Consider the following 12,240-nt stretch of genomic DNA (forward strand, 5'->3'; position numbering starts at 1 on the left):
ATATTTTATCATTAAACAAGAAAAAAGGCCAGATTAAACTTCCTTGTTTATTATTTCCAATTGTTGAGTTAAAATATTTAAAAGGATTGGAGGAGTTACCTACATGAGTCGCTCTAAGAAAATCGGGGATGGACATGTCTTAGATGTAGCAAAGAATATAAAGCGAGTAATTAAAGGTCAAACTTTATATTCCAAAAAAGAAACTACGTTAAACACTGTAAATTATATATTAGAAGAATATCCCAATATAATAGATATAGAGTCCAAATTTGAAAAAAGCACACCAGATAAACATGCTGATATTACAATTACGCTAGATTGTAAATCAAAGGTTGAGATAAATCTCTTTTTAATCAAAGGAAGAGGGAAAATCCAACCCAAAAATCTTGGTGCTCTAAGTTTTTTGAAAAAGTACTTCCATGCTGGTGATATACAACTAAAATTCAACCAATTATTTGAAAGTGAATATCTAAATTATCTACGGAAAATTGATTCTAAAAATGAAAGTGAAGTTCTATACAAAAATAAAACTGAACTTAAGAAATCAATTGAAAGATCCTATAGTCATTTTTCAGAAGAAATTGAACCAATTCGTAAAGGGTTTTTATTTAGAATACGAGAACACTGTTTTACACTTTTGCGAGAACAGTATAATGAACGGCTAGACGATTTGAGTAAAGCATTTAAAGATTTATTATTACTAGATTCAACTAATATTATAACACGATACAATAATAAGAACAAATGTTTGTGTATTGAAAAGTTGAACTTTCAAGATCATAATAGTTCAACTATCAATATTTATAAAAAAGGTAGAAACTCCATAGGTTTAAGTAAAGGAAATACCTCATTATTGATCCGTTTTAAATTTGAAAGTGGACCAACTTCCTCTATAAAGCTTGCAACTAGTTATGAGGAAATTTTTAATGAAGATAACCAAATTGAAGATAGAAATAAAAAGGATCTTTATGAATTTGAAAAACTTTTAAAAATTCATAAGCAAACTAAAGATGGGAATATTAGTAATGCAATCGGAAAGTGTAATGAGGCTCTAGTATATTATGAAATAATAAAATCCAATTTATCTGTAAAGCAAGTAGATAATGAAGAATATAAGACTATTTTTAATAAATATTCTGAATTAATTCCTTCTTCTACGATTAAAGATATGATGAATACAAATCAAAATACTATTATGAATTTGAATTCATATCTAACAAATAAATATAAGTCATACACCATTGATAGTATACAACTTGTGCCAGATAGTTATATGACAAATCGCCTTGATACTAGTGATTTAAAACTAGTGTTATTGGTACATGGGAAAATGTATGAAGAGAAGTTTTCTTTAAAGGCTTACTCTAAAAAGGTAAAGAAATTAACAACTAAAAATCCAGGGGTAGGAACTATTCTAAGTGATCAGTACTTTGGGATAGGATCTATGGAAAATACAATAGCGGAAACAAAGGAGCAATTTTCTAATAATACATTGGATCATCAACAATGTTTAATTAAAGTATCAGAAGAAATAGGTAAGAAGTTAAAGTCAGCAGAGCAACATGAATTAAAACAAGGTATTAGAAATTTATTAGGTGAGTCGGCTCTAATTATTTCATTTTATAGTCAAAACGAAAGCGTGATTTTGGAGCATGGAAATGTAAGTACAAAAGTTAATGTATTAGAGAAATCTCCATCTCCTATACAAACTACACTTACATGGAATGAAAATAATGAGGAATTATCGCTCAGGGTTAAATTTAGTTCTGGTCATGATAAAGGGTGGTCTTCTCTAAAATTATCTTGTGAAGTAAAGTTAAATATATGATACAAGGGATCAAAATTACGTTTTTCTATAGGATTAGTGATTTTCGATAGATTGTAAATCTGGACCTATTCCTATGCTTTAATATAATCGGATAAAAGTAAAAATAAGTAACTAAAAATACTTATGATACATAAAAAGGTGCGAAAACATGGAGTTTTTTACCTTTTTTTACTCGAAATGAAGTATTAAGGTTAAAATACGAACTTCTTTAATACTCACTAATAAGCTGCTCAACTGCTGGAATATCAGCTGGAGCCCATTTAAGTGAGTCTAGATTTTCTCTTTTTAACCAAATTAAAGTGGAATGCTCACTAGGTGTTGGAGTCCCTTCAACAACTTTACACTTGATCGCGATTAAATTAATAATAAATGAATCGTATTCATGGGTATGATCATTAAAAAGATCAAATGTTTCGATCGTACAATCTAGCTCTTCCTTGATCTCTCTAACCAACGCAGAATAAATATCTTCATTCTTCTCTACTTTACCACCAGGAAATTCCCACATATTAGGGATAGCCATTTCCGGTGAACGTAAAGCACAAAGTATCTCATTTTGTTCATTTTCAATAATAGCTGCAACAACTTTTACTGTCTTTTTCATAGTATCCTCCGTATTAACTTGATCTTTAAATATCATATCATTTTTTATTTTTATTAAAAAGGAAATATGGTAGTGAATCTAAAGCTAATAGAGGAAAATAGCGGTATCTGTCGAATGATTGCGATGTAGAAACTATTAATTATATAGGAAGTGTCAATTATGCCTACATATAATAAACTTGTACGAGATAAAATTCCAGAAATTATTGATCAAACAGGTAAAAATTATGAAGTTAGAATACTCGATAAGGTAGATTATATAAAAGAACTAAAGAAAAAAGCATATGAAGAATTAAATGAAATTGTTGAAGCGAAGGATCGAGAAAGTTCTCTTGAAGAACTAGCGGATTTATTAGAAGTAATACATGCAATAGCTGTGTACCATGGTTCAACTCTGGAAGAAATCAATTCAATTAGACAAGAAAAAGAAGAACAGCGAGGTAGCTTTAGTGAGAAAGTTTTTTTAATTGCAGTGGAAGATTAACTAAACCCTCACTAAAATACAAACAAGATAATTCGAGCATTAAGAAAACCTAAATTTGAATGATTATAAGATTACATGCTCTGAATATTTACATCTATAATATGAAAGCTTTTTAAGGGTGAAGGGAGAAAGAAAGTTGGGTCATAAACTAAAAGTCGGTGAGTTAAGAGAAATGTACTTAACCGATGAAGAGATATGGAGAATTTTTACGATCATTTTATCAAACAAGTCAGTAAAATCTTCAACTTATAAATATGCTCTAATCAAAGCATTAATTGAAAATTTGTATCAAATAAATGAAGATTTTGAGTTAACTTATGATCAACTAGCTTACTCATTTACTAAGATTTATTGGAATTTAGTTGTTCACCATAACCTGTTAAACCAGAACAGCGGACAAACGGCTAGAGTTGTTTCCATTATTAAAGAAGGACAACTAAAAAGTGGTATACCATCTGAAATGGTGTTCGATAAATTAGATGAAGCAATACAAATAAAGCTAGTAGGTAAAGTGAAATCAACAATGAAAATAAATGTATTTGGCGCACTATATGGAGATACAAGAGGGAGTTTTTATGCATTTGATCATAAGAAGGAAACATTAAGACTAAATCCTTCGGTTCATAGTTTTATGTTAAATTACCAAAGGTTACTTGTCAATCTTACAAACTATCACATGGCTGCCATGGTTGAACAATTAAACGAGGTACCTAGTATCAATTACCTTTTAGGTAAAGTGGAGAGCATAGCAAAACGATCTTCATTAAAACCCTTTGAGAAAGTACTTTTAACGTATTTTAAAGCTGAATGCTTCTATTGTGGTAAGAAATTAACTGATAACAAGAGAGAAACACACGTAGATCATTTTATTCCTTGGTCATTCGTTCAGTCTGATCATATATGGAATCTTGTATTAGCTTGTAATACATGTAATAGTTCTAAGAGTGATAAGCTACCAACGAGAAATTATTTAGATTATATTATTGATAGGAATCAAGTCCTAAATGATGTAAAAGAGAATACCTCAATTACTATTTTAATGAATAATTATAGGTCAGAAAAGATTATTATGCTCTATGATTATTCAATTAAGAATGGCTTTGATTCAGTTTGGATTCCATAGAAGGCATTATAGATATATATCCCCTTTAAAATTACGATTTTTGCAGAATACTTTCGACCCCGACCACCGGGGTCGAATTAAATAACTTAATACAAATTCTAGTTTGTTCTTACCTTATGTTAAAAATGAATACCCCACACCAAATTGATCAGTTGCACATCCATTACAAATATTGAGTTCAAACCGGTATTCTTTAGTAACTTTTCTTTCACCAAACGGGCACTTTCAATAAAGCCTTTTCCTCTCAATAACCTTCATTACTATTCCGCTATTGTTTTCTTGCTGCTCTTCTTTATCAATAAATACAAAGTCTCCCATTAATGTATGTAGTATTTACATACTTGTAGTGAAGCAGCCTTTGGACCTTCCCATTATGTGACTCCCAAACCGAATTCCAGTCCTTTGTAAGTAGATTTAACTTATAACTCCGGCTCTTCAGCAATCCCTCTATTTTAAAAGAGTATGTTCAGATGTAGTTTTAGGATAGAGGGAACTAACTTTTTCTATATTACTTCTTTATTCCTTCTAACAATGATTGCTCTTAAATAGATTGGAAATAGGTCCAAATTGATATGAAAAAAGACGTATAAAAGTAAAAAGCTTCTAAAAATAGTCATAATATTACAATTTTCTAAAAAATCAAATAATTTAGGTTTAGGTAGATAAAATGATTATTGAAGAGGTATGTATGGATATATGCGTTTACATTATGCTCTCGGTTGTTTGTCAAATCTAGTACTATAATGCTATATTCAAGCAGTGTTAACAAACATAACATAGGAGGTGAGTAATAGTAACACCAAAGTGTAAAGTGTATATAAAAAAAGGAGGATTTATTCACTTGTCTAATTCTATGAATACTTTTATCAATCAAAAAAGGGTTATTTTATCTGTTTCAATGATCATTCTGTTACTAATAGGGAGTGTCATCCTACCAACTAGTTTGGTTTCAGCTACTAATCTGAAATCTGATAACGGGGCTAGTTGGAGAATACATGATACTGTTCGTCCTAGTCTAGATACCGGGAGTTTTCGAACTGTAAGTGAATCTCCTATCCATGGTTTTGGTAACATATTTGTTCGTGTTTCTTCAACTCCTGAGCCCCTTTTTAATGATCAAATGATGCGGGGATTCGGACTAACCTATGATGGAATTGACACGTTTGAAACAACCCAAGCAGTAGACCTAGGCGGAGTACATATTACTCGTGAAATTAAGATGGATAGGTCAGAAAGCTGGACAAGATTCTTTGATAGTTTTACCAATACAACCGATGAGACAGTTGTTGTTGAAGTTTCGTTTGGTGGTGCACTCGGATATGGTACAGGTGATGAACATGGTGCGATCCAAACTACTTCTGATGGTGATAAAGTCATCACTCCAGCAGATGAATGGACAATTGCTGCCACTCCGAAAGACGATGAGCGCCCTGTAGGAGTTGTCATTGGTACACCAGCACCATTTGAAGGTGCATTGACGAAGGTTGGTAACCAAGAACGAAATCCTTTTGAAACACCGTATGTAACAGAGGGACATGAATCAAATTTCTATGGGTACATTCATACGTTGACAATTGAACCTGGAGAATCTGAATCATTAGCAAGATTCTTATTGGTTGGTGATACGCAAGGTTTAACAGCGATTCCATCCACTGAAGAAAAGCTTGATAATCTTGCAACAGAGCCTGACTTCACTGGTTTAACAACAGAAGAAATTTATTCATTAGAAAACTGGGACATTACTACTTTACCAGAATACAATCCAGATACATTCTCTGAATCTATTACACTTGATTATCCAGAACCCCCAACTAAAGAAGAATTCTACACGACGTCGAACTATGATGTTGTGAATAAAACAATCGCTGAACTTCAAACGGATATGGAAGTAGGCGTTACAACCTCAGAAGAAATCACACGTGCCTACCTAGACAGAATTGCTGCTTATGACAATGGTCAGTTTGGCTTCAATGCCTTTATAACAGTTGCTGAGAATGCAATTGAACAAGCAAAGGCAGCCGATGAAGCACGTTCTAATGGCCAAACAGGCTCACTCTTAGGAATTCCAATTGCTATTAAAGATATTTTTGATACGAAAGACATGCCGAACACAGGTGGAAGCCTCGCATTAAAGGATTGGCAACCTGCAACGGATGCACACCAAGTTAATCTCCTGCGCGAAGCTGGCGCTGTCATAATTGGTAAGACTAATCTATCTGAGTTTGCATTCTCAGGAAGTCAAAGTGACAGTGGATTCGGTCAAGTTTGGAATGCCTTATATCCTTCCAAGACTTCTTATGGTTCAAGTGGAGGCTCATCTGTTTCTGTAGCCCTTAGCATGACCGCTGCAGCATTAGGTAGCCAAACCGGCGTTTCTCTTTATGCACCAGCAAATGGAGCTAGCATTACCATGTTCCGTGGGACTGATGGAATGGCAAGTGTTCACGGTGTCATGCCATTAAATTGGGGACAGGATTATGCAGGTCCTATGGCTAGAACTGTGACAGACCTTGCCTATTTACTAAATGCAACAACAGGAACGGATGCAAAAGACATGCTTACTGAGGAAGCTGATGAACATCGACCAGCTGATTGGACAGTTTCTCTTGATAAAAGCGCCTTACAAGGTAAACGAATCGGATATATCCCAAGTTCATTTGTCTCTGGTTTTGCAAATGATGGAACAGGGCAAGCAGTGATGGATCACTTTACTGACCTTGAGGCAGCAGGAGCAACGATGGTAGAGATGCCAGATCCACCAAGTAGACCTGATAGTGTGAAGGGAGACAAAACAGAAGAAGGTTGGGCGCGTTATATCGAACTTCATTCTAGCTTTCCTTTTGCTAAAGGAAGTGACATTTTAAAGGATGAAAACGTCTTACCTTACAACCATGAGGATGAAGACGCAACAAGAATGACTAGTGAAGAAGTTGATGCATGGTTAAATTACCGTACCGAATACAAAGAACGAATCAAACAATGGATGGATGATAACAATGTTGATGCGATTGTTTATGCAGGTTTCCTAAGTGATATGTATAATAATGACAGCTCTATTTACCAATTGAGCGCAGATAGAGGAACCGGTGTATTAACTTCTAACGTAGGTCTACCAACTGTATTGGTTCCGGTAGGTACTAATCCTCATGGGTACTCTATTTCAATGCAACTAGTTGGTAGAGCATGGGATGATGCAAATATTTTAGGGATGGGCTATGCACTTGAACAACAAGCCAATGGCCAACAATTCACATCTTTTGCTCCTGCATTAGAGGTCATGGCAACAGATAATCCAGACCCAGAAGATCCAGATACGGGTAATCCTGATACAGAAGATCCAGACACGGACAATCCAGACACAGACAATCCAGATCCAGATAACCCGGGAACAGATACGCCAGAGGCTAACACAGAACTAACACTTGGCGAACAAATGGTTGTAGTAGCTAACCAAACCTATACCATTACAGGAACAAAAGCAAAAATTACAATGCCAGCTGACTTACCAGAAGGGTCAAAAGTAACCATTATAAAAGAAGATGCCACTGATCATGACGGATTAGAAGTTGCAGGTGAAGTACTAAATGTCACATTCGAATTTCCAGAAGGTTCAACTCCTCCTACTAATGGTTACACACTAACATTAGGTTATAATCAGGGGGCTGATACAGAACAACTAGCAATCTACTACTTTAACGAAACATCAAATGAATGGGAACATAAAGGCGGCGAAGTAAACGAAGAAGAAGAAACAATCACTCTAGATGTTCCGCACTTCTCGTCATACGGAGTGTTTGTTGAAATAGAAGAAACGACACCTACAGAAGATGAATCAGGCACTACAGATGATGAAACAGATTCCAACAATGATCAGTCTACCAATGAAAATGAACAAGATGATGAAAATACGAACGAAACAAATAATACTACTAACAATGATAAGTCCAATCATAATCTACCAAATACTGCGACAAGCGTGTTCAATTGGTTGATGATCGGGGCTATCACCATCGCAACGGGAATTGTTTTACTCATTGTACGTAGACGGAAAGTAAATATGTAAGGAGATAAAAGTGAAAGGCAGCCTTTATGGCTGTCTTTTTGTTTCTTAGGAATCGATTACAAGCATCGCTTCTAGTAAAGCACTTCACATCTAGCACCAGCACCTGAAAACCTCAAGGTATGCTTAACGGGACTGATCAAGGCGATTGTGCTTCTGTCTAGTATGGTTTGAAAAGGAATAATGGTTTAAAAGTCATGAGTTAATGGAAATAATGATATAGGAACAGTAGGAGGGGAATGGATAAGAATGAGTAAAAACCAATCACAAACGTATGCTTTCAGCAATCGCAATTTATGGGGTGGCTTTTTATTTGGACTAGGTTTTGCAGCTTTCATTGACGAGACTGTTTTTCATCAATTATTACATTGGCATCACTTTTATGATAGATCTACAACTGATATTGGACTAGTTTCAGATGGTCTATTCCATGCCTTTAGTTGGTTTGCGACAGTTTTTTCAGCATTTATGTTTGCAGATCTTCGCCGAAAACAAGGTTTTTGGCTTGCGAGATGGATGGGTGGAGTTCTTCTCGGAGGAGGAGGCTTTAACTTGTATGATGGGATTATTCAACATAAGCTCATGAGAATTCATCAAATTCGTTATGATGTTGAGATTTTGCCATACGACTTAGCGTGGAATATAACTGCTGCAGCACTTATTATTGTGGGGGTGATTCTCATAGTTCGAACAAGAAAGCAATTACCAAAAGGGGAGGAAATGCTTAGTGGGTCACAATCACATTCATAGTGCTAGCTATAGTTTATCAGATTACTTCCTCATTACTTTTTTTGTATGTATGGTTATTCTCTATATAATAGGTGTTCGTTTATCCAATCGTATGTATAAAAAATGGTCGACATTGCGAACATTATCCTGGGTAGTAGGCATTCTATTTGTATCTCTTACAGTAGTCGGACCGGTTGCTGACAGAGCGCATGTGGATTTTAGCATGCATATGCTAGCCCATTTATTCCTTGGGATGTTAGGACCTCTACTTATTGCACTTTCTGCACCGATGACGCTTTTTTTAAGAGCTCTTTCTGTGAAATCAGCACGACGGTGTACAAAAATGTTGAAAAATAATTTTTTTCGGATCGTTAGTCATCCGTTGCCTGCATCGATTTTAAATATCGGAGGTCTTTGGTTACTCTACACAACGGACTTATACGCACAAATGCACGAGAATCTCTATCTTTATATATTTATACATATTCATGTATTTCTAGCAGGATATCTTTTTACAATATCGATCATCTATATTGATCCAGTTGCACATCGGACGAGCTTCCTCTATCGTTCAATCATTTTCATTATCGCCTTGGGAGCCCATGGAATTTTATCAAAGTATATTTATGCCCACCCACCACAAGGTGTTCCGAGTTCACAAGCAGAAATAGGCGGAATGCTGATGTACTATGGTGGAGATGGCATCGATTTATTTCTAATCATTATTTTTTGCTATCAATGGTTTAAATCTACACATAAAACTGATGCATCAAACGCAGTCTTACATAGCTAAAAGGAGTCAAATTCAAAAGCTTTAAAGATAGGAAGGCTTCTGATAAAAATGAACAGCTCGTCCCTCTCATTATTCTTTTTAGCAGAACCAACACTCCCTATGAAATTAATTTAATAGGGATCTGTTGGTTCTTTTTTAAAGAGACCAACTAATAACAAGATGAGTCCAACTAAAAAAAGAACAGGGAATATATACACCATAATCAAACCAGCCCACCCATTTTGTACGATTAACGCATAGGTTAAACCAATTGCAAAGGATAAGAAAGGTGATATAGCTAACATAAGAATAATTCCCCAGACAATGTATTGTCTTTTTATATTTTTCCCCTTTGTTAGCTTATACGCTAAAAATACTCCGAAAATAGGAATTCCATACCCTAGTAAAAAAGGCATTATACCATTCCTCTCTTAATAGATTAATCTACAGTTCATTCCTTTATTTTAACATAAAATCCCATAAAGGGGTTTATTCATTGCTTTTACCGAAGTTTCAACAAAATAAGTTTACGTTTATTTACTTTACGTTCCATCATCCTTTAAGATGTACAAAAAAATGTAAAGTACGATTGACATTTTATATAATGTAAAGTACACTTTACTTACAACCAATTGTAAAGCTCACTTTACAAAAGTGGTCGGAGGTAAGAAGACGATGAAAAACAGAATGAAAGAGATGCGCAAAGCTAAGAAGCTGACGCAAGAGGATTTAGCTAAACAGGTAGGTGTCTCGAGGCAATCGATTATAGCCATTGAATCTGGAAAATATAAGCCATCACTCGAGCTAGCATACAACATCTCAAAGGCTTTCGAATGCATTATTGAAGACGTCTTTATTATGGAAGAAAGGGGAGAGGAATAATGGGACTACAAATAGGCGGAATGATCGGTTTATATGGAGGAGCAACTTTTGGATTGTTAGCCTGGTGGTTCGGTCGACGTATGGCTAAAAAGCAGCGTGGATTAGATGAACTACATGATCATATTTGGCAAAAGGCTCGATCAATTTCTTGGTTTTTCACTCTCGCTGCAATCTATATTCTCTTTTCACTCGTTGTTTTTGGAATTGAACTAAGAGCAGCGATGGTACTAGGAATAATCATGATTGTTCATATTGCAAGCTGGGGTATCACAGGCGTGATTCTTTCTATTAATATGAATATGACAGAGCCTTTGAAACCTTCTAGAGTTAAATTTGGCGTTACTATAGTGCTCGTGTCATTTATTATATTTACCATCTTATCAATATCTACTGGCAATTGGTGGTTTCTACTAGCCAGTATCCCACCAAATGTTTTCGGATTCATAAAGGCATTAACTCCTGAAAGAAGCAATGATGCTTAAAACAGGATTTATATTAATGTAGACTAGAATGAAGAAGTAATCATTGTTTTAAAAAAGAATAGTCTAAAAGATTGGTTTAGTATTAATCTCAACATGTCGATTCAAGTAATAAACTAAGAGTACCTATACCGTGTTAAAAGAAGGCCATTTGCGACCTTCTTTTTTTTTTTGAATAAATAGATACCATAGCTCTTCAACTCATCATTCATTTTACTACTTTACGCATATCGCGGTTATGGCGTATTATATTCATAATACGTCATGTTCAAGTGTTCGTTTTACGATAGATTGGAGAGTTAAAATTGAGTCTGGTCATAATGGTAGAGGAAATAGAAGAATGGTACGAAGAAGAGTTATTGATATTCGAAACACATATGGATAATAAAGATTATTCGGTTCACACTATGAAAAATTATTTAAGGGATGTTCGGTTATTTTTATCTTATGTTAATAGGAAAACGGAAAATCCAAAGTCTCTTGAGGAGATACGGAAAATGGACATAACCTTATTCCTGAATTACTTAAAAAATAAAAAAGGAAATTCTGCAGGTACAAGAAATTACAGGTTAATGGCTATTCGTGCCTTTTATAAATGCTTAATTGAATATGAATTGGTAACGTTTAATCCTACTGATGGTATTGAGAGAGCAAAAGAGCAAAAAAATCCCTTGCCTACATACCTGGAGAAAGATGAGTTAAAAGTATTTTTTGATCAAATTAATAAAGTCAGTAAAAAAATGTATGTTAAGCGAAATAAAGTGATTATTGGCTTAATGGCTTTTTGTGGTCTTCGTGTGGATGAAGTACATTTGTTAAATAAGTCGAGTATTAATCATACGCAAAGAGGGATTATAGTACGTGGTAAAGGCAACAAAACGAGGTATATTCCGTTACCAAAAGACTTATATCACGTAATCACAGAATATATAGATCATCATCGAGAATATGGGTTGGAAGGTCATAAAGACGCATTATTTTTAAGTCGATTCGGAAAGAGATTGTCTGTTAGAAGAATCCAGTCGATCACTGAAAGCATCTGTAAGAGTCTTTATAAACAAGGTGAGTATGAAGAATGGAAAGAGAAGAAGCTTTCAAGTCATAAATTGCGACATTCCTTTGCGACAATCCTTATCCAACAAGGATATGATATTAGAACGGTACAAGAATTATTAGGTCATTCCAATCTTAATACTACACAAAGATATACACATGTTACTGATGCTGCAAAACAAAAGGTAATGGATGAAATGGAGATTGATGTGTTCTAAATTGGTGAT

At 34.6% G+C, this 12,240-nt stretch carries 11 protein-coding genes; 9 read left to right on the forward strand and 2 right to left on the reverse strand.

Going from position 1 to position 12,240, the window contains the following annotated elements:
• Positions 1 to 103 precede the first annotated feature (103 nt).
• Positions 104 to 1,828, forward strand: coding sequence for a hypothetical protein (locus A9C19_RS09955; RefSeq protein ID WP_072579801.1), 1,725 nt, complete (start codon positions 104 to 106; stop codon positions 1,826 to 1,828).
• Positions 1,829 to 2,036: 208 nt separating this feature from the next.
• On the opposite strand, the gene A9C19_RS09960 is transcribed toward A9C19_RS09955, so the two are convergent.
• Complete coding sequence (locus A9C19_RS09960; RefSeq protein ID WP_072579802.1) at positions 2,037 to 2,432, reverse strand: (deoxy)nucleoside triphosphate pyrophosphohydrolase; 396 nt, start codon at positions 2,430 to 2,432, stop codon at positions 2,037 to 2,039.
• 159 nt (positions 2,433 to 2,591) lie between these two features.
• Here A9C19_RS09960 and A9C19_RS09965 point away from each other — a divergent pair, with 159 nt between their 5' ends.
• The 5 genes from A9C19_RS09965 (at position 2,592) to A9C19_RS09985 (ending at position 9,620) form a co-directional block, all read left to right on the forward strand.
• Positions 2,592 to 2,915: a nucleoside triphosphate pyrophosphohydrolase gene (locus A9C19_RS09965; RefSeq protein WP_072579803.1), complete on the forward strand. Its 324-nt coding sequence runs from the start codon at positions 2,592 to 2,594 to the stop codon at positions 2,913 to 2,915.
• 136 nt (positions 2,916 to 3,051) lie between these two features.
• Positions 3,052 to 4,038: an HNH endonuclease gene (locus A9C19_RS09970; RefSeq protein ID WP_072579804.1), complete on the forward strand. Its 987-nt coding sequence runs from the start codon at positions 3,052 to 3,054 to the stop codon at positions 4,036 to 4,038.
• 841 nt (positions 4,039 to 4,879) lie between these two features.
• A complete protein-coding gene (locus A9C19_RS09975) occupies positions 4,880 to 8,101 on the forward strand; it encodes an amidase family protein (RefSeq protein WP_072579805.1) in 3,222 nt (1,073 codons plus the stop codon).
• 246 nt (positions 8,102 to 8,347) lie between these two features.
• Entirely contained in the window at positions 8,348 to 8,848 is a 501-nt protein-coding gene (locus A9C19_RS09980; protein WP_072579806.1) for a DUF2243 domain-containing protein, read from the forward strand.
• Complete coding sequence (locus A9C19_RS09985) at positions 8,826 to 9,620, forward strand: cytochrome c oxidase assembly protein (RefSeq protein ID WP_072579807.1); 795 nt, start codon at positions 8,826 to 8,828, stop codon at positions 9,618 to 9,620. Before A9C19_RS09980 ends, A9C19_RS09985 begins: the two co-directional genes overlap by 23 nt.
• A 110-nt stretch (positions 9,621 to 9,730) precedes the next feature.
• On the opposite strand, the gene A9C19_RS09990 is transcribed toward A9C19_RS09985, so the two are convergent.
• Positions 9,731 to 10,015, reverse strand: coding sequence for a hypothetical protein (locus A9C19_RS09990; RefSeq protein ID WP_072579808.1), 285 nt, complete (start codon positions 10,013 to 10,015; stop codon positions 9,731 to 9,733).
• Positions 10,016 to 10,274: 259 nt separating this feature from the next.
• On the opposite strand from A9C19_RS09990, the gene A9C19_RS09995 reads away from it, so the two are divergent.
• The 3 genes from A9C19_RS09995 (at position 10,275) to A9C19_RS10005 (ending at position 12,231) form a co-directional block, all read left to right on the forward strand.
• Positions 10,275 to 10,481, forward strand: a complete 207-nt coding sequence (locus tag A9C19_RS09995) for a helix-turn-helix transcriptional regulator (RefSeq protein ID WP_072579809.1) — start codon at positions 10,275 to 10,277, stop codon at positions 10,479 to 10,481.
• Complete coding sequence (locus tag A9C19_RS10000) at positions 10,481 to 10,963, forward strand: hypothetical protein (RefSeq protein WP_072579810.1); 483 nt, start codon at positions 10,481 to 10,483, stop codon at positions 10,961 to 10,963. The genes A9C19_RS09995 and A9C19_RS10000 overlap by 1 nt, the downstream gene beginning before the upstream one ends.
• A 302-nt stretch (positions 10,964 to 11,265) precedes the next feature.
• Positions 11,266 to 12,231, forward strand: coding sequence for a tyrosine-type recombinase/integrase (locus tag A9C19_RS10005; RefSeq protein ID WP_083584348.1), 966 nt, complete (start codon positions 11,266 to 11,268; stop codon positions 12,229 to 12,231).
• Positions 12,232 to 12,240 lie beyond the last annotated feature (9 nt).

The organism is Bacillus weihaiensis (assembly GCF_001889165.1).
In the GTDB taxonomy this organism is placed as follows: domain Bacteria; phylum Bacillota; class Bacilli; order Bacillales; family Bacillaceae; genus Metabacillus; species Metabacillus weihaiensis.

Coding starts and splice junctions, on each gene's coding strand:
- A9C19_RS09980 (WP_072579806.1), top strand. CDS start 8,348: ATGAGTAAAAACCAATCACAAACGTATGCTTTCAGCAATCGCAATTTA.
- A9C19_RS09960 (WP_072579802.1), bottom strand. CDS start 2,432: ATGAAAAAGACAGTAAAAGTTGTTGCAGCTATTATTGAAAATGAACAA.
- A9C19_RS10000 (WP_072579810.1), top strand. CDS start 10,481: ATGGGACTACAAATAGGCGGAATGATCGGTTTATATGGAGGAGCAACT.
- A9C19_RS09990 (WP_072579808.1), bottom strand. CDS start 10,015: ATGCCTTTTTTACTAGGGTATGGAATTCCTATTTTCGGAGTATTTTTA.
- A9C19_RS09995 (WP_072579809.1), top strand. CDS start 10,275: ATGAAAAACAGAATGAAAGAGATGCGCAAAGCTAAGAAGCTGACGCAA.
- A9C19_RS09955 (WP_072579801.1), top strand. CDS start 104: ATGAGTCGCTCTAAGAAAATCGGGGATGGACATGTCTTAGATGTAGCA.
- A9C19_RS09965 (WP_072579803.1), top strand. CDS start 2,592: ATGCCTACATATAATAAACTTGTACGAGATAAAATTCCAGAAATTATT.